This is a genomic window from Sutterella megalosphaeroides (assembly GCF_003609995.1).
Taxonomy (GTDB): Bacteria; Pseudomonadota; Gammaproteobacteria; order Burkholderiales; family Burkholderiaceae_F; genus Sutterella; species Sutterella megalosphaeroides.
The window spans coordinates 1,232,892-1,254,366 of record NZ_AP018786.1 but is presented as its reverse complement, the minus strand read 5'-3'; the positions used below and the strand labels follow the sequence as shown (position 1 = coordinate 1,254,366).

At 62.5% G+C, this 21,475-nt stretch carries 16 protein-coding genes; 12 read left to right on the top strand and 4 right to left on the bottom strand.

Annotation, left to right across the window (positions count from 1 at the left end; genetic code table 11):
• The 12 genes from S6FBBBH3_RS05330 to S6FBBBH3_RS05275 all read left to right on the top strand — a co-directional run bounded on the left by S6FBBBH3_RS05330 (position 1) and on the right by S6FBBBH3_RS05275 (position 16,540).
• A complete protein-coding gene (locus tag S6FBBBH3_RS05330; protein ID WP_120176761.1) occupies positions 1 to 1,644 on the top strand; it encodes a GGDEF domain-containing protein in 1,644 nt (547 codons plus the stop codon).
• Positions 1,645 to 1,857: 213 nt separating this feature from the next.
• Positions 1,858 to 2,235, top strand: coding sequence for a pilus assembly FimT family protein (locus S6FBBBH3_RS05325; protein WP_120176760.1), 378 nt, complete (start codon positions 1,858 to 1,860; stop codon positions 2,233 to 2,235).
• Positions 2,236 to 2,312: 77 nt separating this feature from the next.
• On the top strand, positions 2,313 to 2,699 hold the full coding sequence (locus tag S6FBBBH3_RS05320) for a pilus assembly FimT family protein (RefSeq protein ID WP_120176759.1): 387 nt from the start codon (positions 2,313 to 2,315) through the stop codon (positions 2,697 to 2,699).
• A gap of 250 nt (positions 2,700 to 2,949) precedes the next feature.
• The gene (locus S6FBBBH3_RS05315) at positions 2,950 to 4,035 is read left to right on the top strand and encodes a type IV pilus twitching motility protein PilT (protein ID WP_120176758.1); all 1,086 of its coding nucleotides are present in this window, start codon (positions 2,950 to 2,952) and stop codon (positions 4,033 to 4,035) included.
• A gap of 35 nt (positions 4,036 to 4,070) precedes the next feature.
• Entirely contained in the window at positions 4,071 to 4,844 is a 774-nt protein-coding gene (locus tag S6FBBBH3_RS05310; protein ID WP_120176757.1) for a prepilin peptidase, read from the top strand.
• Between the two features lie 11 nt (positions 4,845 to 4,855).
• Positions 4,856 to 7,021: a hypothetical protein gene (locus S6FBBBH3_RS05305; RefSeq protein WP_120176756.1), complete on the top strand. Its 2,166-nt coding sequence runs from the start codon at positions 4,856 to 4,858 to the stop codon at positions 7,019 to 7,021.
• 12 nt (positions 7,022 to 7,033) lie between these two features.
• Positions 7,034 to 7,606: a hypothetical protein gene (locus tag S6FBBBH3_RS05300; protein ID WP_120176755.1), complete on the top strand. Its 573-nt coding sequence runs from the start codon at positions 7,034 to 7,036 to the stop codon at positions 7,604 to 7,606.
• Positions 7,603 to 8,355, top strand: a complete 753-nt coding sequence (locus tag S6FBBBH3_RS05295; protein WP_120176754.1) for a hypothetical protein — start codon at positions 7,603 to 7,605, stop codon at positions 8,353 to 8,355. Before S6FBBBH3_RS05300 ends, S6FBBBH3_RS05295 begins: the two co-directional genes overlap by 4 nt.
• A gap of 93 nt (positions 8,356 to 8,448) precedes the next feature.
• Positions 8,449 to 10,236 carry a secretin N-terminal domain-containing protein gene (locus S6FBBBH3_RS05290; protein ID WP_120176753.1) on the top strand — a complete coding sequence of 596 codons (1,788 nt, stop codon included), beginning with the start codon at positions 8,449 to 8,451 and terminating at the stop codon, positions 10,234 to 10,236.
• Positions 10,237 to 10,296: 60 nt separating this feature from the next.
• On the top strand, positions 10,297 to 12,009 hold the full coding sequence (locus S6FBBBH3_RS05285) for a GspE/PulE family protein (protein ID WP_197714305.1): 1,713 nt from the start codon (positions 10,297 to 10,299) through the stop codon (positions 12,007 to 12,009).
• A gap of 41 nt (positions 12,010 to 12,050) precedes the next feature.
• Positions 12,051 to 13,421, top strand: a complete 1,371-nt coding sequence (locus S6FBBBH3_RS05280) for a type II secretion system F family protein (RefSeq protein ID WP_120176752.1) — start codon at positions 12,051 to 12,053, stop codon at positions 13,419 to 13,421.
• A gap of 320 nt (positions 13,422 to 13,741) precedes the next feature.
• Entirely contained in the window at positions 13,742 to 16,540 is a 2,799-nt protein-coding gene (locus S6FBBBH3_RS05275; protein WP_120176751.1) for an ATP-binding protein, read from the top strand.
• Positions 16,541 to 16,643: 103 nt separating this feature from the next.
• On the opposite strand, the gene S6FBBBH3_RS05270 is transcribed toward S6FBBBH3_RS05275, so the two are convergent.
• The 4 genes from S6FBBBH3_RS05270 to dba form a co-directional block, all read right to left on the bottom strand.
• Positions 16,644 to 17,396 (bottom strand): tetratricopeptide repeat protein, encoded by a 753-nt coding sequence (locus tag S6FBBBH3_RS05270; RefSeq protein ID WP_120176750.1) that lies wholly within the window; start codon positions 17,394 to 17,396, stop codon positions 16,644 to 16,646.
• A 225-nt stretch (positions 17,397 to 17,621) separates the two neighbouring features.
• Positions 17,622 to 18,989 (bottom strand): YihY family inner membrane protein, encoded by a 1,368-nt coding sequence (locus tag S6FBBBH3_RS05265; RefSeq protein WP_232008841.1) that lies wholly within the window; start codon positions 18,987 to 18,989, stop codon positions 17,622 to 17,624.
• A 271-nt stretch (positions 18,990 to 19,260) separates the two neighbouring features.
• Positions 19,261 to 20,802 carry a disulfide bond formation protein DsbI gene (gene dsbI, locus S6FBBBH3_RS05260; protein ID WP_120176749.1) on the bottom strand — a complete coding sequence of 514 codons (1,542 nt, stop codon included), beginning with the start codon at positions 20,800 to 20,802 and terminating at the stop codon, positions 19,261 to 19,263.
• A gap of 15 nt (positions 20,803 to 20,817) precedes the next feature.
• A complete protein-coding gene (dba, locus tag S6FBBBH3_RS05255; RefSeq protein WP_120176748.1) occupies positions 20,818 to 20,985 on the bottom strand; it encodes a disulfide bond formation protein Dba in 168 nt (55 codons plus the stop codon).
• Positions 20,986 to 21,475: the final 490 nt, after the last annotated feature.

Genomic DNA, 21,475 nt, shown 5'->3' with positions numbered 1-21,475 from the left:
GTGAACATTCATCCCTTCTCGAGTGCGACCTGCATGCAGTCGCCCGACGGCGAAGACGCCGTGCGCGAGGGGGCCGACGGCGCCTCCAAGAAAGAAGACAAAAACTCGGTTTCGATTCGAAGCGTGATGGGGCTCCTCGTGGGCTCCCTCATCGTGCAGCTTTGCTTTTGCCTTTTCCTCACGACGAAGTACCTCTCGACCACGGAAGACGAGCTCGCAGCGATTCAGGAGCGTCTCACGGACGTACTCACCGAGTCGCAAACGCGCTACTCGCAGCTCTACGTGATCGAGACGTCGCTTGCGACCCTCATTCGCTCGGACGACCCGAAGCAGCTTCGCAACGCGTACCTCAACGCGACGGCGAGCAGCTTCATGACGCCCGGCGACCTCTCCGAAACGGACCGCGAGAATTTCGTGGCGCTCCGCCGTTCGGTGGACGACATGTGGGCGCTTCGGCAGCTGCTCTCTTCCGCCACCGAAGAAGCGCACCGCATCTGGCAGTCGATGCGCACGGTGGGAACGACCATCGACGCGCGCATTCCCGAAGTGAAACTCGACCGCCTCTTCGGAAGCGAACAGACGCTTGCGCCCACGGACGAACAGGTAGACGCGATGCTCGACACCTACGTCGAACAGTTCGAGCGCGCCGTGCCGGCCGATTCGCCCGAAGCCTCGCTCCTCGCGGACCTGCATCGCTTGGAATCGGCCTACCTCAAGGTGCGAAAAGAGCGCGAAAACTTCCGCACGATGATTCTTCGCAAAGGGAACGAAGCCGTCGGGGCGCTCGACGCCGTGCGTCACATCTATACGGCGAACCGCACGACGAAGGTGCTCGCACACGTCGAGGCGATCGGAAAGCAGGTCCACGACATGCGGCCGGGGCTTGCGCTCCTCTTCGTTCTGAACGTCACGGAATTCTTCGTGTTCCTTTACTTCAGCACCCGTTTGGCCCGTCCGATCGAGCGCACGAGCCGGATTCTCGACGACTTCCAAAAGACCTACGAAATGCCGAGCGCTCTTCCGCACTCGAACATTTCCGAAGTGCAGTCGCTTTTGAACCAGCTGCCGCTCCTTCTCACGTCGATCGCCACCGAGCGCGAGAAAGCGGACCGCATGCGCTCCGAGCGCGACGTCTATCGGGGGCTTTCCTACACGGACGGCCTGACGAGCATCTCGAATCGTTTGGCCTTCGAGCGCGACAACGACGAGATGTCGCCTCTGCCCCTCGGTACGGGCGTGATCGTTCTCGACATCGACAAGTTCAAGCCCATCAACGACACCTTCGGGCACGCCTTCGGCGACGAGGTGCTCCGCACGGTGGGCGGGTTCCTGCGAGGCGCCGCGCGGTCGCGCGACCGGGTCTACCGCTACGGCGGGGAAGAATTCTGCGTCGTGACGCAGGGCGCGAACCGCGAAGCGCTTGAGCGCATGGCGGAAAGGATCCGCACCGGGATCAAGCGACTCGACTTCACGACCCCAGACGGCAAGCCCTTCAACATCACGGCAAGCCTCGGCGTTTCGCTCTACGACGAAACGACTGCGCCTGTCGAAAGCCTTCACGTGCTCACGGCCGTGGCCGACGAAGGGCTCTACGAGGCGAAGCAAAACGGTCGCGACAGGTCTGTTTTCCAACCTGTTACCTAACAGTAAACGATTGATTTTCAAGCAAAAACTACGGAAATGTAAACAAGAAATCCGTTTGTAATTTCTTTGTAATTTCACGTAGAATCTGCTTCCCTTTCGATCCCTCGGGGTTTTCCCCGAGGGTCGTTTCCCGGGCAGGGCCCCGTTTGGGAGCCTTCCCCGTTTTCCACCAAGTAAAAAAACCACAACCTCTTCCTACACGACTTGACTCTTATGAAGACCATTCTCAAGAACCGCGAAGCCGGCTTTACGCTCATCGAAATCGTCATGGTGCTCGTGCTGATCGGCATCCTCGCTGCCGTCGCCGTGCCCAAGTACTTCGACCTCCAGGCCGACGCCGAAAAGAAGGCCATGGCCTCCGTCGCCGCCGAATTCCAGGCCCGCCTCAACGCCTCCTTCGCGCAGGCGCTCCTCCAGGGCCAAACCTGTTCCAACGCTATCACCACCGCCACGGGTGAAGCTCAGAAGGGCTCCTACGGCACGAACTACAAGATCACGTTCAACAACCCGAACCTTGACGTTGCGTTGAAGAACGACCCCAACAATCACCAGTCGTTCGCGATCCAAATCCCGTCCTGCAGCTCCAACTAATCGAATGAGCGCACGACGCTTCGGCGATCGGACGCACAAAAAAACACTTCCTACACATACTGAAACAAGGCCTTACTATGAAGACCATCCTCAAGAACCGCGAAGCCGGCTTTACCCTCATCGAAATCGTCATGGTGCTCGTGCTGATCGGCATCCTTGCCGCCGTTGCCGTGCCCAAATACTTCGACCTCCAGGCCGATGCCGAAAAGAAGGCCATGGCCTCCGTCGCCGCCGAATTCCAGGCCCGCCTCAACGCCTCCTTCGCGCAGGCGCTCCTCCAGGGCCAAACCTGTTCCAACGCTATCACCACCGCCACGGGTGAAGCTCAGAAGGGCTCCTACGGCACGAACTACACGATCACATTCAACAACCCGAACCTTGACGTTGCGTTGAAGAACGACCCCAACAATCACCAGTCGTTCGCGATCCAAATCCCGTCCTGCAGCACCTCCGCCAACAACTAATCGGTCGTACGTCCGAGGTTTTCCTCGGACGCACTACAGCGCCCCGCTCGGGGGATCAACGCTCGATTCTTCGAGCACGGATCCGCGCGGGGCGCCTTGCCGAAATGACCCCTTCGGCAACCGGGCGGCAAACCGCGGCCCGATTCACGGAACGCCGAGGCTCTCAAGACACTGAGACAGCCGCCGCGTTCCGATTTCCTTCGACCAGACCTTCAAGCCTTCGGGCTTTCAACCCCTCAACCGCCAAATCATGTCCGCCCCCATTCCCCGCATTCTTGAGCTCCTCGCCCGACTCGAGGCGATGCGCGGCTCGGACCTTCATCTTGCGGCGGGTCGTCCCGCCCTCGCCCGCTCCGCGGGCGAACTCGTCCCGCTGACGGACACGCCCTTTACCGACGAGGAGCTCCGCCAAGCGCTCGCCGGCATGGTTTCCCCCGACGACTTCAAGCGTTTCGACGCCGCGGGCGAAATCGACTTTCGCTGGGAGCCCCTAGGGGCGTCGCTTTACCGCGCGAACTTCTATAAGACGCTCGGCGGCACCTCTGCGGAACTCCGTTGGATTCCCCGACGCATTCCCGACATGCGGGAGCTCGGATTGCCTGAGCATCTCGCGCGCCTCGCGCTTCTTTCGAGCGGCCTTGTGCTCGTGACAGGCGCGACGGGAAGCGGGAAGTCCACCACCATGGCCTCGATCGTCAATCACGCGAACCGCGTCCGACGCGACCACATTCTCACGATCGAAGACCCGATCGAATTCCTCTACGCCCCGGAAGCGTGCCTTGTGAGCCAACGCGAAGTGGGTTCGCACACCGCGACCTTCGCTTCGGCCCTGCGCATGGCCCTTCGCGAAGACCCGGACATCATCGTCGTGGGCGAAATGCGCGACGCCGAAACGATGGCGCTGGCCCTTGAAGCGGCCGAAACGGGTCACCTCGTTTTCGCGACGCTCCACACGCGCTCCGCCGCCGAAACGGTCGACCGCATCATCAATACGTTCCGCGCCGAGCAGCAGGCCCAGATCCGCGCGAGCCTCGCGCAGTCCCTCGAAGCGGTCCTTTCGCTTCAGCTCGTGAAGCGCTCGGACGTCCGAGGGCGCGTTCTGGCGATGGAAACGCTCGTTGCGAACCCCGCGGTGCGCAATCTCATTCGCGACGGGAAGACCTTCCAGCTTCCGAACGTCATGCAGACGAACCGCGCCCACGGAATGCGCACGATGGACGACCACCTCGCCGAACTCGTGACGGCGGGCATCGTCGCCCCCGAGGAAGCGCTCCTTCAGGCGCGCGACCGACTGAGCCTTGCGGGGGAACTCCGTCGCGCGGGCTTCCCGGTTTGAGTCCGGGATCGAGTAGTTGATTTTCCGTTTTCTTCATGGATCCGAATCTTTTTCTCACGCTCTGTGCTGCCCTCTTGGGACTCGCCTTCGGGAGCTTTTTCAACGTGTGCATCGATCGCGGCGCCGAAGGGCGCTCGATCGTGCGTCCGCGCTCGGCGTGCGACGGCTGCGGGACGACCCTCGGCCCCCTGGAGCTCGAGCCCGTCCTCTCGTGGCTCTGCCTTCGCGGGCGGTGCGCGCACTGCGGGATGAAAGTGTCCGTGCGGTACCCCGCGTCCGAAATCATCGTCGCGGTCCTTTTCGCGCTCGTCGTTTTCACCTTCGGCGCCACGCCCGAATCGCTCGTCTACCTCGTCTTCACGTCGATTTACGTCGTCGCTTCGGGGATCGACCTGAAAGTCGGCCTTCTTCCCGACCGGCTGACGTTGCCGGCCGCGGTCCTCGCGCTCCCCGCCGCCCTTTGGCTCGGGCACGATCCCGTTGACGCCATTGCCGGGGGGCTCATCGGTTGGGGGCTTTTCCGCTTCATCTCGTTTGCCTCCGAGCGCGCTTCGGGGCGCGAGGGGCTCGGATTGGGCGACTCGAAACTCATGCTTTCGATCGGCTTTCTGACGGGCGGGATGTTCCTTCCGATGGTCGTCCTCTTTGCGTCCCTCGGGGCGTTGGCGGTCTTTCTGGTTTTGCGCCTTCTCGGGCGCGATCCTTCCGACATGCGCCTTCCCTTCGGGCCCTTTCTCTCGGGTGCCGCGTACCTCACGTGGCTTGCGGGCGACCGGATTTGGTCGGCCTGGTTGAGCATCATTCTTTGAAGGAAATCGACATGAGCGACAACGCCAACCGATATCCGAACGCCTACGGCGTCTCGCCCGCCCCGGGCGAAGCTGCCGCGGGGAACGCCTACCCGGGCACGACGGGAACTGCGGGAGGGTCGACCCCCTACGGGGCCGTGCCTTCCGTGCAATCTTCCCGGCCCGTCCGCCCCGCCGCCTCGTCGGAGCCTCACGCCCCCGCCTGGGACGAAGTGATCGACGAGCAGCGCGGCATTCGCATCGGCACGGGAGCGAACCCGAATGCGAACGTAAATTCGGCTGCGAACGCGAATTCGGCTGCGGGTGCAAATCCTTCGAGCGCGCCCGTCGTGCTTTTCGAAACGACGGAGCCCGCGCACGAGCCGCACCCCGACGAAAATACGCCCCTTTCCTTCAGCCCGATCGCCCGCATGCTCTACGGCGACAAGCCCCGTCGGGTGCTTGCGGTCTCCGAAGACGCGCACGGGATTTTGCTCGTTCTCACCGACCCGACGAAGAACAACCGCATCGACGACGTCGCGTACTTCCCGTACCCGGCGGCGCTCGTGGTGGAACCCAAGGAACGCCTCGACTGGATTGCCGAAGTAGTGAAGGAATTCACCCCCGACTGGTCGAAGGTCGACCTCTGGATGCAGGCTCCTGCGGAGCGCACGCACGCGTACGTCCTGGAACTCCCCGATTTGAAGGGCGAGGAGCTCGACGCCGTCGCCCTTTTGCAGGCGAGCAAGCAGTACCCCGTGCGTCCCGACACGATGCGTTTCGACTACCGCACGACGGGCACGTGGGACGCGTCGCGCACGAACACGGTCGCGGCTCTGGGACTTACGGGCGACATGGAACTCCTTGAAGCGCTCCAAAACGACTTCGGTCGCCACGGCGTTCGTTTGGCGGGTGTGGCGGCGCACGCCTTCTCCGTCTGCGGGTACGCCCACGCGGGGCTCCTTGACGCGCCCTGGAAGACGTACGTCGTGCTGTCGTTCTCGTCCGACTCGAGCCTCCTTTCGGTCTTCCACGAAGAGCACCTCCTCATGCAACGCAATCTCGGCTGCGGGATTCTGTCGCTGGCGCGCTCGGTTTCCGACGCCCACCTCCATGCGGCGGACCTTACGGCCGAGGGCGAAGCCTGTGCGGTCGACTTCGGGAAGACGCCCTCCCGCATGGCGGGCCCGGGCGATGCGACGACGGCGCGCGGCGTCGAGCATCTCCTGAACGAACACAATCTGACGGAGGGCGAACTCGACGCGGTCGACGCCGTGCTCGGGGATGCTCTGGATCGCGTTGTCGCCTACGTGGAACGCTCGATCGTCTACTTCGAGCGCCGCAACTACAACGTCCCCGTCAAAGGGGTCGTGATTGCGGCCCCGCACACGATCACGCGCCTGATCGCCCGACGCGTAGAAGAGAACCTGCGTTTGCCCACCTCGGAATTTCTCTTTCCCGAAGGCACAACCCCCAAAGCGCAGGCGGCTCTGCGCGCGATTTCGCGCTCTCCGCGCGCGGGGCTCCTTTTCGACGCCGCGGGTCTTTCCTTCAAGTCGCCCTCCGTGCCGAATCTTCTTGCGTGTCCCGACGAGCGACGCGAAGAAGTGCGCCAGAAGCGCATCACGCATGCGATTCTGCTCGGGGCCTTGGGACTCTGCTTCACGTCCTTCACGATCGCGCTCTGGGGTGGGATTTCCTGGTGGCATGCGCTCTCCGACATCCGTGCGGCGCAGGACGTACGCGCAACGCTTCAACCCGAAGCGACCGTCGCGCGACTCGAAGCGAAGAAGGACGAAAACGAGCGGCTCGTGACGGAACTAGCCCGCATCAAGTCGATGGACCGCTATCCGGCGTTCCTCGCGACCCTGAGCGTCTTGCGCCCCGAAGGCGTGTACCTCACGCGCGTTGCGCGCGTGGACCGCGAGCACCCGCCGGGATCCGGCATGCCGCCGCGGCCGAGCCCCCAAAAGGGTGCGGCTCAGCAGGGTAAGGACGCCAAAGCTCCGGCTTCCCCCTACGTGATTGAGCTTGACGGCCTGATCGTGGGGGATGCGTTGGAGCAGGAGCTCTTGCTCGCCAAATTCTTGAAGCGCCTCAAGACGAAGCCCTACGCACACGACATGGAGCTCGAACTCTCCACCCCCGAGGCGGACCGTTTGGTCTTCCGTCTTGTTTTCCCCGACATCGCCCCCTGAGGAAGGTTAGTCATGACACCCGTTCAAAAGTTTTACATGCGCATCCCGCGCTGGGTGCCGCTGAAGCTCATCGCCTCGATCAACCTCGCGGGCTTTGTCTTCACGCTGCTCGCGGCCGTTTTCTGGTTCTCGAGCAAGGAAAGCGAAGCGGAAGCGGAATTTCTTGAGGACGCGATCGAATCTCACAAGATTCTCGCCCCGGCGATCGAGCGCATCGGTCAGAAAAACAGCGAGCTTCTCGCGATTCTCGCGTCGGAACATTCGACCCCGGAGCCCAACGACCTGCACGAAGTGCTCGTTTTGCTTGAACGCCACGCCGCGCAGTCGGGGATCGAGAACGCGCGCTTCATCCCGGACGCAACGACGCTCGTGAGCGCCTCGACCGTGCGCGTCGACGGGATCGGCACCGGGTCGAGCGAAGCCTTCCGAATGTTCTTCGTCTGGGTGAACCGCCAGACGTGGATCGAGGACGTGGGGAATTTCACCCTCACCGCGGCCTCGCCCGAACCCAACTTTACGATCGAGCTCGTCACGCGCTTTACGACGGGCTACTCGACCGAAGCGCTCTTGAAGGAGCTCCAATGACCACCCGCGAACTGCGACTCTTTGCCCTCTTGATCGTCGTCGCGCTCGTTGCGCTCGCCGACCTCGGTTGGAATTTCCTCTCGAAGCCGCGCGAAGCGTCGATGGACCCGACGCGCCCCACGCCCGCGCACGCGCAGGCCGCGGTCAACGCGATCGTGCCCCGCATCGAAAACGACCCCACGGGCTTTCGCGCGCTCTTTGCGACCGCGCGCCGCCCGATTGAGCGCCCGATCGTGACGCGTTACGAAGACCCGAAGACGCGCTCGACCCTCGAAGGGAATCTGCCGTCCGTCACCTACACCGGGTTCCTGGCGCTCCCCGACGGGGCGCACGCCGTCATCAACGGGACGGGCTACGCCGTCGGCGACACCGTCGCCGAAACGGGCGAACGCGTGACCGCCATTTCGCCCGACGCGGTCGAACTCTTCGCGCCCCAGACGGAAGCGCGCAGGACGGTCCTCTTTACGGACGAACTCCCCGCCGCCTACACGCAGGGCGCCGCGGCGTCCTCGAGCCAGAAGACGATCTCGGCGGGCTCCGGCCTTTCGAGTGCTTCGAGCGGTTCGAGCGGCTCGACTGCTTCCGCCTCTCAAGCCTCCTCGAGCGAACTCAAGGCGGAGCCCTTGTCGGACGCCTGGTCGCGACTGAGCGACATGGGGGTCGTCCCCAAGATTCGCGAGGAAGCGCTCCGAAGCCCCGCCGCGAGCCGCGAGCGGATTGAAAGCACCGCGGCCGCGCTTCGACACTGACAGACGACCCTACGCACCCGATTCACCCCGCCGAGTCCGTCGAGCCCCGCAGTGAGAGCTCCGGACTCCGCAAAAACGCATGCCCCGGACACCATGACAACCCGTCCCATTTTCCGTACCACGACCCTTCTTTCGCTCTTGACGGTCCTTCTTGCGGGCTGCGCCACGCGCAACCCCGATGCCGAAGCGAGCAACCCCTTCATGCACCACTGGCAGGAGCAGGCGATCGGTCGCGAAGGGTTTTCGCCTTCCGTCGAAGACCTTCAGCCCGAACCCCGCGTTCTGATGCAGGAAAAAGCGAAGCCCCTTGCAAGCGCCGTCAAGAAGGGCCTCCCTGCGAGTCCCGTCACCCTCAAGGCGCAGGATTCGCCCGTCCCCGTGGTCCTTCGCATGCTCGCAAAGTCCGCGAACGTTTCGCTTCTCATTTCCCCCGCCGTGACGGGGTTCGTGTCGCTTGATGTCGTGAACGAACCCTGGAGCGACGTCTTTAAGAGCGTCTTGGCCGCGAACGGCCTCGAATACCGCTGGACGGGCCGCATTCTGCAGGTTCTCACCATCGAAGAAAAGAAGCGCGAATTCGACTTGGCGGCTCTCAACAACGAAATCGCCCTTCAGGAAACCCGCGCGATGAACACGGGCCCCTTGGGCGTGAGCGTCGTGAACGTGCGCTATTCGGACGCGACGGAACTCCAGAAGACGCTCGCGAAGTTCCTGGCGGGGAACCCCGACGCCGTGATCGAAATCGATCAGCACAACAACGCCCTCATCGTGCAGGCGACGGACTCCGCGCAGGCCCGCATCATTTCCTTGATCGAACACCTCGACCGTCCGCGCCCGCAGGTGCAGTTGCGCGCTCACATCATCGAAACGACGAAGGAAAAGGCCCGCGAACTCGGCATGCAGTGGGGCGGGAACCTTCGCTCGGGGACGATCAGCGGGGGCGACCGCGGCTGGATTGGTACGGGCTCGGGTGCCGCAGAGGACGCCGCGACCGACGCCGCGACGGGGATCCTCGGCTCGAACCTGGGGCTTGACTACAGCTCGATCGTGAACGGGACGGGGGCCGGCAAGCTCGGCTTTGCTCTCGGTCGTCAGGGCGGCAACATCCTCGAAGCGCAGCTCAACATGATGGAAAAGGAAGGGGTTCTCAACATCCTCTCCTCGCCCTCCATCACGACGCTCGACAACAAGATGGCCTACACCGAAAACGGTGAAAAGGTTCCGTACGTGAGCCGCGACTCCGACGGGAACGTCGACGTGAAGTTCGAGGACGCGGTGCTGCGCCTTGAAATGACGCCGAACGTGATCGACGGGGCGAACTTGAAACTCAAGGTCCTCATCAAGAAGGACGAAGTCGACAGCTCGCGCGCGGTCGAGGGGAACCCCTTCATCGTGAAGAAGCAAACCGAAACGACCGTCATGGTCCGAAGCGGCGAAACGATCGTCATTTCGGGCTTGACGAAGGAGCGCGGCGTCAACACCGAAGCGGGCGTTCCCGGAGCGCGCGATCTGCCGGGCGGCCGCTACGTCTTCGGCTCCACGAACCGCACGCAGTCGATGGAAGAAGTGTTGATCTTCATTACGCCGACGATCCTTCCGACGCGCACGAAGCAGAACTTGACGCCGACGCCCCTGCCCCCGTCGCCCTCGCCTTCGGCGCTTCGCGACGTCGCGACCCCGGTTTCGAGCACGAAGGCGCAAAGCGAATGGGCGACCGATACCGTTTCGCACGAAGAAGCGATCGAGGCTCGTGAAGCCGATGCGTCTGCCGATGCGAAGACGAGCACGAAGCCCGCAGCGAACTCTGCTACGAACTCCGCGGCCCAGCCCCTGCCCGTCCCCGCGGGCTCCCAGGTGCTCGACTTGAGCGCCGGGCGCTGATTTCACGCATCCCGTTCAATACGTTCGACACATACGACACTTACGCTTTCGGAACCCGACATGCCCGTACCCCGCATTCAGAAAAAACTCCGACTCGGCGAAGAACTCGTTCGTCGCCGCAAGCTTACGCCCGAGCAGCTCGAAGCGGCGCTCGCCTCCGCGCGCAACGCGAAGATGCGTCTCGGCGAATTCCTGATCGATCGCGGTATCGTCACCGAACTCGACGTGCTCGACATCATTTCGTCGCAGCTCTCGATTCCGCGTTACGACGCGTCGCAGTACGCAACCGACCCGGCGCTCCGGGATTTGCTCCCCATGCGCCGCGCGCAGCAGAGTCAAGCCGCACCCTTGTGCGTTCGCGACGGGATTTTGTACCTCGCGCTTCTTGACGCCCCCGGTTTCAACGAGCTCTTTGCGCTTGAAGACCTCACGCGCCATCAGATCGAACCCGTACTCTGCACGAAGGAAGAGTTCGGGCGGATCTTCCGCATCGTCTACGGCGAACACACGGCCTTTGACGCGATGATGACGGAGTTCCGCGACGACGGCGCCGACGACGTGAGCGTCGTCTCGGAAGAAGGGTCGGAGCTCATCGCCATGACGGACGCGGACGGCGACGCCGCGCCGGTGATCCGCATCGTGAACCTGATTCTTGCGGAAGGGGTGCGTGCCGGGGCGAGTGACGTGCATATCAACCCCGAAAAGAACATCGTGAACGTCCGCTACCGCATCCAGGGCGTGTTGCGTACGGCGAGCGACGTGCCGAAGAACCTGGGGCCCGCGCTCGCGTCGCGTCTCAAGATTCTCGCGAACCTCGACATTTCCGTGACGCGCACTCCGCAGGACGGGCGCTTCTCGGTGCGCGTCGACGACCGCGAAATCAACGTGCGTTTGTCGACGCTTCCGACGATTTACGGCGAAAACATCGTGATGCGACTCCTCGACACGAGTTCGAAGCGCGTCTACACGTTCCCCGCCCTCGGGATGAATCCGCACGACTGCACGATTCTCGAGCGCGAAGCGAAAAAGCCCTGGGGGATGATCCTCTCGACGGGCCCGACGGGCTCCGGTAAGAGTACAAGTCTCTACTCGATCATCCAGATGATCAAGCGCGACGACATCAACATCATCACGCTCGAGGACCCGGTCGAATACCGAATGGACGGGATCCGCCAGGTGCAGCTGAATACCAAAGCGGGGATGACGTTCGCATCCGGCCTTCGCTCGATCCTGCGTCAGGACCCGGACGTCGTGATGGTGGGGGAAATCCGCGACGAAGAAACCGCGAAGATCGCCGTGCAGGCGGCGTTGACGGGGCACTTGGTGTTGTCGACGCTGCACACGAACGACGCTCTCGGTGCGGTCTACCGTCTCATGGACATGGGGGTCGAGCCCCACTTCGTGACGTCGGTGCTTTTGGGCGCCTTCGCGCAGCGACTCGTGCGCACGATTTGCCCGCACTGCCGCACGCCCTATCAGCCGCCCGCCGATTTGCTTGCCCGATTCGGGCTCAAACCCGACGAGGCGGTCTACTACCGCGGCACCGGGTGCCCGCACTGCAACGGGACGGGCTACGCCGGTCGCGTCGGGATTTTCGAAGTGCTCGCGATGTCGGACGAAATCCGTCAGGAGATTTCGCGCGGCATGAGCCCGCAGGACGTCCAGAAGGCCGCGCGCGCCGAAGGCTTTCACTCGATGCGCGAAGACGCCGCCGACAAGATCCGCGACGGTCGCACGACGGTCGAAGAGGCGCTGCGCGTGACGATGGCTTAAAGCCGGAACCGATGACTGGGAAAACTTTTCGATAAACCACCATGGCAAGGGACTACACGTACGTCGCCCTCAATGCCGAAGGGCAGAAAACGACGGGGGTCATGACGGCCGAGAACGAACAGGCCGTTCGCTCGGCGCTCTTTGCGCGCGGGCTCGCGGCGCTTACCGTCACGGCTAACCGCCCGGAGAGCGCTTCGGCCCTGTCGGGGCTCGCGGAACTCTTCGGTTTCGACGGGGAAAGCGGCTCCGCGAAACCCGCCAAGCCCGGGGTGCCCCCGAGCCCTGCTCCTGCTCCGGCTTCGGGTTCGACTTCGACCGGGGACGCGAAGGCCGCCTCGGGAACGCTCGTTGAGAAGCTCGAAGGGCTCCTCGGCGTCACCCCCGTCAACACGAAGTCGCTCATTCTCTTTACGAAGCAGTTTCGCACGCTCTTCATGGCGGGGATCCCGCTCGGAGACGTCTTTCGGATTCTGCGCGACCAGACGCCCGAGAAGCACCTCTGCGCCGCCGTCGAAGACATTCGCGCCCGCATCGTCGAAGGGCAGAGCCTGACGACCGCGTTTCGCGCGCACCCGAAGATTTTTCCGCCCTTGTATGCCTCGATGATCGAAGCGGGGGAGCAAAGCGGCTCGATGGGCGTGGTGTTGGAGCGCCTCGTGAAGCTTCTCGCCCACGAAGAGAAGATCCGTCAGAAGACGGCCTCGGCCGTTCGCTACCCGAAGATGGTGGCGGGCGCCATGGTGGGCGCCTTCGTCGTGCTTCTCAACTTCGTCGTTCCGCAGTTCGCGGCCGTCTATTCGCAGTCGGGGCGCGAGCTCCCGTGGGCGACGCAGGTTGCGATCGGCATGCACCACGTGCTCTCCGAATGGGGCGTGCTCGTCCTCGCGGTTTTGGCGGTCGCCTTCGTCGTGCTCCGGCGTTGGGCGCAGTCCTCGGCCGGCCGCCGCACGATCGACGGGCTTCTTTTGAAGCTGCCGATTGTGGGGCCGGTTGTTCAGAAGTCCGTCATCGCCCGCTTTGCGGCGCTCTTCAGCATTCTTTTGAAGAGCGGCGTCTCGATTCTGGAGAGCATGGATATTTTGAAGTCGACCGTCGACAACGCGTTTTTCGCGGCCGAATTCGAAGAGGTGAAGGTCAAGATCCGCGAGGGCGAATCGATCGCGAAGGCGATCGGCGAGGTGCGCTCGATGAGCCCCCTGGCGGTGAGCCTTTGCACGATCGGCGAACAGGCAAGTCGCCTCGACACGATGCTCGAAGAATTGGCCGAACACTACGACGACGAAGTGAACGTCGCCGTCGAGAAGATGACCGACAGCTTGGGGCCGATGCTCATTCTCTGCCTCGGGGTCGTGATTCTCTTCTTCGCGTTGGCGATCTTCATGCCGATGTGGGACATGATTTCGTTTGTCTGACGAAGGAAACGCGAAACCAACCGAAGGGCCGATCGAAAGAGGAGGAGAGGAGGGATAAAACCTTCTTCTCTTCCTTGAATTTCCGTTAAAACGCCCTCTTTTATCGGCAATTACCACTAAAAGACTTCTATTTCGCGAGATACCCCTCTACGGTTTACCAAAATGCGACTTACAATCCGCTTCATGCCGCGCCCTTTTCGGCACGTACCGCGGATTGACGCCAAACCCGTACTTTTTTCGACCCGATCACCGCTTTTTTCGTACACGGAGCCCGTTTCGCCGCGACATCCGTCTCGTCCGACGCTTCGCCCTCCTTATCGATGTACCAGTCCATACCTACGTTTTTCGGCCGCGTTTTCAACGCCGTCTTCAATCTGCGCATTTTCATCATCGTCGTCCTCCTCGCTGCGGACGGACTCCTTTACGGGCTCTTGCGCTCCTCGTACGTGGACGATTTTCAGAACATCGGCGTTTACGAACTGCGCGGATACCGCGGCGAACAGATGAACCGCATCGCCGTCATTCACTCGATTGCGGCTGCGGGCTACATTCAGCTCGAAAAATTGATGGGCACCTCGCCCACGGACGAGGAGATCCTCGATTGGATCCGACGCTTTCTCGTGCAAGCGGAAACAATGCTCGGGAGCAAAAACGGGCTCAACGTCAGTGCGGCGGTGGGCGGGCGCGCCATTGCGATTCCGGAACTGACGCCCTGGCTCACGTCCGACTACAACCTCGAATCGCGCGAGTGGTACATCCAAGCGAAACGGACCGAAGAGCCGATTGTCTCGAACGTCTATCAGGAATTCAAAACGGGCCGCCCCGTCATCACGGTGACGCGCTACAACCGCGCGAAGGACCTCATGTTCGTCTTCGACCTCTACCCGGCCGAAGTCGAGCTCCCGTCCGTCGCGACCGAAGAAGGCGCCCGCGGAAGTTTCTTCCTCACCGACGCGGAAGGGAAAACGTTCCTCAAAAACAGCTCCTACTCCACGTCGTTTCAGATCTATGCGGACTACGTCCCGAAGTGGCTGGAGCTCCTTCGCTCGCGCGAAAAGCTTGAAGATCTGATCATTGCGCCGGGCCCCAATTCGCCCTTCGTCTCGGTGTACGGGTCGCCCCTGCCCGTCGGGGGTTGGGTGCTCCATGCCGTTCCCACCACGGAGCTCGACCGGGAACTCAAAACCCTCAACGCCGTCTTTTTCGGCGGGACCCTCGCGCTCATCCTCGCGGTTCTCTGGGGGCTCGTGCGCATTGCCGAAACCGACCGGCGTCTGAAGCGCGTCTCCAATACCGTGACCGCCATGATCAGCTCGTCGGAACTCGTCGCGACCGTGAACGTCCGAACGGGCCATTACGAACTCCTTTCGGGGAACGCCCGCGTACGGCGCATGCTCCCCGAATTCGGGAATTACGCCCTGCTCCTTGCGCACCTCCATCGTTACGTGCTCTCGAACCTTGAGGAATTCGACAAACACATGACGCTCGCGGGTCTGCGGCGTCTCTACGAAGAAGGTACGCACACCTTCGGGGGGACCTTCGAATACGAAGACCAACGGGGCGGTCGTTCGTGGATGAACCTGGCGCTCCTGCTTGACAAAACGCTTCTTCCCGACGAAGTGCTCGTTCGCATGACGGACGCGACCGATCAGCACCGCAGAGAAGCCGCGCAGACGGAACTTCTCAAGACGGCCTTGGAAGCCTCGCGGCGCAGCGAACGCTCGAAGCAGCTCTTTTTCCATTCGATGTCGCACGAGATGCGCACGCACTTGAACGCGATTTGCAACATGACCGCGATCGCCGAGCGGGCGCTTGAGCGCGGCACGGACGCGGCGAACCTCGGGAAGACGAAAAACGCGCTCGAGCACATCCGCCACGGCGCGAACCTCCTTCTGAAGCTCGTCAACGACCTTCTGGAGCTTGCCGCCGCGCGCGAAGGGAACCAGACGGCAGAGCTCCGTCCCTTCCTTCTTGCGCCATTTGTGGAGAAGATCGCGCACGTCTTCGATGTCGCCGCGAAGAAAGAAGAGAAGCGCTTCCTCACGGACTTTTCGGGTCTTGACGTTGCGGTCGAGAGCGACCCCGTGCGGATCGAACTCGTTCTCAACAATCTCCTTTCAAACGCCGTCAAGTACACGCCTCCGGGGCGCACCATCCGCTTTACGGCGGAGCACCTCCCGCGCGAAGGGGCGGACGTCTTCCGCTTCATCGTGCGCGACGAAGGGATCGGGATGAGCGACGAGTTCCTCAAGACGATTTTCGAACCCTACGCCCGCGAACGCCGCTACGCGAACCGCGAGGTGCAGGGGACGGGCCTCGGGATGCCGATCGTGAAGGCCCTCCTGCAGATTCTCGAAGGGAACGTGAGGATCGAGAGCGTCGTCAACAAAGGAACGACCGTCATCGTGACGCTGCCGCTTCGGATCCTCACGCAGGAAGAAAAGCGGGCGCTCGAGGCCGCGGTGGGCGGTTCGAGCGGTTCGGTCGTACCCGCGCCGCACCTCCCGCCCGCTGCCGTCGCCTTCGATGCGGCGGACACTGCGGCGGGGACGCGCGCGATTGAAAGCGTGATGCCCGAAGCCGCGTCCGGGAACGAACCCGAAAAGGGAGCGACGAAAGAACCGGCCGACAAGAACCCGACCGACGCGTCCGACGTGAAGGCGGATGAAAAGGTGACCGAAAAGGCGACCGAAAAGACGGACGGATCTTCGGGCGAAAAGCCGAAGCCCCTCTGCCTCATCGTCGAAGACAACTTCATCAATCAGGAAGTGCTCGCGGAACTTCTCGACGAGCTCGGCTGCCGAAGCGAAACGGCCGAGAACGGCCGCGCGGCGGTGGAACGGTTCGACGCCTCGACCCCGGGCGAGATCGATCTCGTCCTCATGGACATCAACATGCCCGAGATGAACGGACTCGAAGCGGCGGCCGCGATCCGCGCGCGTGCCGGTACGCGTCCCGATGCGGTTTCGCTTCCGATCGTCGCCGTCACCGCGAACGTCGACTTCGAAGACATCAACGCGATCTACGAAGCGGGGATGAACGGGCACCTCGCGAAGCCCCTCGACTTCGGGAAGCTCCGCGACGCGGTGGTGAAATTCACGGGGAGGCGAGAAAACTGAAGCCCGCGAGCTTAAAGAAAAAAGGCGTCCTTCGCAAAGAGGGACGCCTTTTTCGTTTCGATCAGGAGCGGCTCAGGGCCGCTCCATGACGCTCAATGACGCATCAGGGCGTCGGGTGATCTTCGAGCGACTTGAGGCCTTCGTAGACCGCGTCAAGCGTGAGCGTTTCGGCGCGCTTCAGGTCTTCGGGCGAGAGGTTCCCCTTCAGAATGCGCGCGTCCGCCGCGGCGTTGCGGTCGGGCTGCACGTTCTTGTCGGCGGGAGCGGCCGCGGCGTTGAAGAGGACGAGTGCGGCGGCACGGTCGTGTTCGATCCCGTCGCCCGTCAGGAGAAGGTTCGCCAATGCAACCTGAGCTTCGGGATAGCCCTGCATGGCGGCACGGCGGTACCACTTCGCGGCTTCAAGCGCGTCCTTGGGCTTGCCGTTGCCGTAGAGGTAGTAGTCGCCCACGTTCTTTTCACCGACGGGGCTTCCTTGCTTGGCGGCCTGAAGGTCCCAGAGGTAGGCCTGCGGCATGTGAACGCGAACGCCCAGCCCCTGGCGGAAGACGTTCCCGAGCGCGAGCTGGCACTCGACGTCCCCGAGGTAGGCGCCCTTTTCCCACCAGTAGACGGCGGTCAGGCGTTCCGGCCCCTTGCGGCCCAAGCCCTTGAAGTACATTTCGCCGAGGTAATACATGGCCCGGGCGTCGTCCTTCGCGGCGAGGCTCTCGAATTCCTTCTGAGCGACGTCAAACTTCTGGTTGCGAACGGCCTGAATGCCCTCTTCGATGCCGGCATAGGCCGCGGGGGCGGCCAGAATCGTCGCGAGGGCCGCTGCGGCCCCGAGCGCGGAAAGCGACGGAAAGCGAATCATGGGTGTATCTCTTTTTTCGGGTGGTGAAGTCCGTTCGGGCGCTCGGCCGGTCGGTCCGAACGGGTCGGCGCCATCAAGCAAACCGAACGCACGGAACGGACGAAATCTCGGGCGGGGGTCCTTGGGTCGGGCCCCCGTGACCGATTCACTCTAGCACCCGTTTCTTAAGCGAAGCCTACCGTGCGGGAGAGACTTTCGACAGCGTGGCTTCGCTTTGCGCGCGGCTTATGCGCGGCTCGGCGGGCGGTCGGCCGATTGGGCGTCGGAGGTAGAAGAGGAATCGACGGCGGCTGCGCCTTCGGGTCGACGTTCGAGGCTCACTCCCTCAAGCAGAGCCGACAACGGGGTTTCGAGCGTATGCTCCCGCGTCCAGGTGTCGTACCACTCGCAGAGCATCCCTTCGCCCTTTTTGGGCTGCGCCGATTCGGGACGAACGAGCGTGTTGTGGGGGTCGACCAAAAGCGCGTGGAAGGCTTCGCGCAGCGTCTTCGTTTCGGGGTCGGCCAAAAGCGCCCAGGCGGGCGTCAGGCGCCGGCGGCCCGTGGCGAGTTCTCCGACGTAGCCCGCGTCCGCAAGGCGCGAAAGGATCCGGCTCACGGCCTCGGGGTACGAGTCGACCCGGTCCGCGAGCTCTTCGACGCCGAGCGAGGACCGCCCCGCCGCGCGCTCCGCCGTCATGACGCGAAGGAGCGCCACCCCCGTCAAAAAGTCGTTTCCCGTACGGTAGGAATCCGCGTAACGACCGGAAGTCAGAAGCGGGATCGTGGCCGTGACGGCCGCCCCCGAGAAAACGAGAATCCAGTTGACGTAGAGCCAGAGCAAAAAAACGGGAAATGCGACGAACGCGCCGTAGAGGGTCGAGAGGGTTCCCGCGGTCACGTAGACTTCAAAGCCCTGTTTGACGATCTGCCCCACGACCGCAACCGACATCCCGCCCGTCAGAGCATGGGACATCGGGACGTGGCAGTTGGGAACGAGCTTGTAGAGAAGCGCGTAGCCCAACCCTTGAAGAAGCATCTGAAAGAGAGCGAGCACCCACGTCGGAAAGAGCGAAACGCCCGCATCCTCCCCGAAGGCGAGCTTGAGCATCTGGCCCGAAAGCGTAAGCGACAACGTGATCGCGAGCGGCGCAAGCGTCAGAAGCGCCCAGTAGATGACCGCCCGCTGCGACCACGGGCGCATCGTGCGCACCTTGAAGATGCGGTTCACGGTCACGAAGAATTTGTCGATCAAGAGGAGCGCCGTCACCGACAAGCCCCCGATACCGAAGGCCCCGAGCCCCGTGGCCTGTTGACTGAAAGCGTGCAGATACTTCACCACCACTTCGCTGTATTCGAGCGGCAGAAAGCTTGTGAGAACGGCCTCTTCGAGCGCCTTGCGGCTCGATTCGAAACTCGGAAACGCCGCGAAGACCGCGAGCGACACCGCAAGGAGCGGCACGAGCGAAAGGAGCGTTGCGAGCGTCATCGAGGAGGCGACTTCCTGGAGTTGCGTATCGCGCATGCGGTGCGCCGCAAACGAAAGCGCCTGTCGGCCGAGGTCGAAAAGGCGGTGCGAGCGCACGGCATCCTGAACGGATCGGGGAAGAGCCACGGGGGAAATCCTTTGAAAAATTTCTCGAAATATCGCGGCTCTCAGTATAGCGGGAGCGGTTCGCGAGGCCGCATGCGCCCGTACCGACCCCGCGGTTTTTCCCGACGATCTTTCGGGATGATTTACGGGTGCGACCGAACGACCGGAACGAAAAAAACCGCAGCCCTTCCGAAAGGAAGCGACTGCGGTCGGGGCATCGGGTGTTCGAGGCGGGGGAGGTTCTGGCGCGGGCCTTTCCCTTCCCCCCTCGAACGCTCTCTGCGGCGAAGGATTACTTCGCGTAGCCGAGCGTCACGATGCGGTTCGTGTCGAGCACTTCGAAGCCGTCGGCCGTCTTCACGAGGCCGCGAATGTCGGTGAGTTCGGCGGGAAGAGCCTGAACGTCGACAACGGCTTCCTTCGCAAGGTCGATCGTCACGAGGACGTTGTAGTTCTTCGACACGGCGTAGAGCTTGCCGTCTTCGTAGACCATGCCGGTCACGTAGAGTTCGCCGAGCGTACGGCCGTCCTTGAGCATCGAAGCTTCGGGGGTGAATTCGCCCGAGAGAACGAAGTCCTTCTGCAGAGCCTTCGAGATCACGAACGTCTTCTTGTCCTTGTTGTCGGGAACCGTGGCCGTATAGACGTACTTGCCGTCGGTCGCCGAGGAGTGAACGTAGAACATCTTGGCGCGTTCCGTGCCGATGCGGCCGCGGCCGAAACCGTCCACCGCTTCAACCTGATCGCGACCGGCCGTGAAGTTGGGCCAACCCGTCACGTCGTCGGCTTCGGGGTTCTTGCGGATCTTGAGGAACGACTTGTTCGTACCCATGAGGACGATAGCGTCGTCGCGGAATTCCGTCATACCCACGATGTCGAGCACGTTCGCGGAGAACCAGGGGTCCATGGCGGCGTGGATCGCGGGCTTCAGATCGTCGCCCAAGAACCAGAAGTCGTACTTCGAAGCAACCACGTATTCGCCACGGATCTTGGCGATCGTGTTGAGCTTGGCGTCGACGCCTTCGATCGTACGGGTGTTCGTCACGGCAAGCTTGCCGTTGACGGCGAGCGGGCCCTTTTCGGCGTCGTGTTCGAACGTAAGACCGAGCTTCTTCGCGTTCGGAGCGTAGGCGAAGTCCGGATCCTTCACGTCGCGGCGGCCGAGGAAGTTGATGCCGGCCCACATGCCTTCCCAGGAAGCGTCCGACCACTTGACGTACTTCGTGTCCCACGAGAAGCGGTACGGATCGCCCTGACCCCAGTTCGGGGGAAGACCCGTCGACCAGAGCGCCTGGAAGGTGTTCGAGGCGATGATGAAGGCGACGATGCCGAACGCGACCTTGTAGAAGGACGTGAGCGGACGGAAGGGCTTGCCGCGCATTTCGGCGATGAGGGCGTCAAAGCGCGGGGCGAGGAAGGTCGCGAGGCCGAAGAGCATCACGACGCACCAGAAGACCACTTCGGCCCAGAACTGCGTATGGAGACCGAAGATGTCGAGACCGAAACCCTGACCCACGTCGCGGAAGGCGTGGTTGCCGAGGTGGCGGAAGGAGGAGTAGAGACCGCAGGCGGCCATGACGAGCATCATGGCGAGGTACTTCGGCTTGAAGCCGTAGCGCACCATGAAGAGAGCGACGACGCCGATGTAGGCCATCTGCTGACGCTGACCCCAGCAGAGCGTGCAGGGGCTGTCGCCCATGAGGTAGCCGAGGATGAGGTTGGCGATGCCGACCGGGAGGAGAACGATCAGAAGACCGCCCCAGGCGACGATGTCGTAGAAGGTCTTGGCCTTCTTGATGTCCGTTTCGTTTACGGGCTGCGAGTAGTCCGTCATGCTGTCACCTTAGCCTTAGAGATTGAGTTGACCGAGAATGGCCGTCGACACGTGACCGACGTACATGAAGACCACCACGGCCCAGCCGCCGACGGTCAGCCACCAGGCGAGCTTTTCCTGCTCGGGCTTGAAGACCATCAGAAGGACCGCAACACACAAAAGAAGAAGCTCTACGAACTCCATGTTGTTTCCTGCTGCTTTGAAAGGTTAATCAGGACACACTTTCAGCAATCGCCCACGTTTTCGGACGCATGAGATCGCCGACGGGTGTAGTCCCAATGGGAGAGGCCCGAATTCTTCCACGATTTGTTGAAGAAGTAAACCTATTTTTACATTTTGCTTCAGGGTTATACCCTTATCCATTTCCTTAAGGTTTTCGCGAATTCAATCTCGAATCTCGATCGGTTCCGTCAACCTTCCCTAATTTCGGGCATCTTGACGGACTCGCCCCTTGAGGCCCGACACACGGGCGTTGACGGAGAACGCGAGACGCTCGCAGGCGCTTTCCGGGGCAGAGAAAATGTTGCAGGGGGCGACGCACGGGCAGGTGTCCCGGGTCGGACCCGCACGTTTTCTCCTCCCCGCCCGAGCGGTCCCCTTCGGCCCGCGGGTTCCGGCTCGTCGAGTTTTGTCGACAATTTTCGAAAAAGATTCGACAAAACGCCGCGACTCA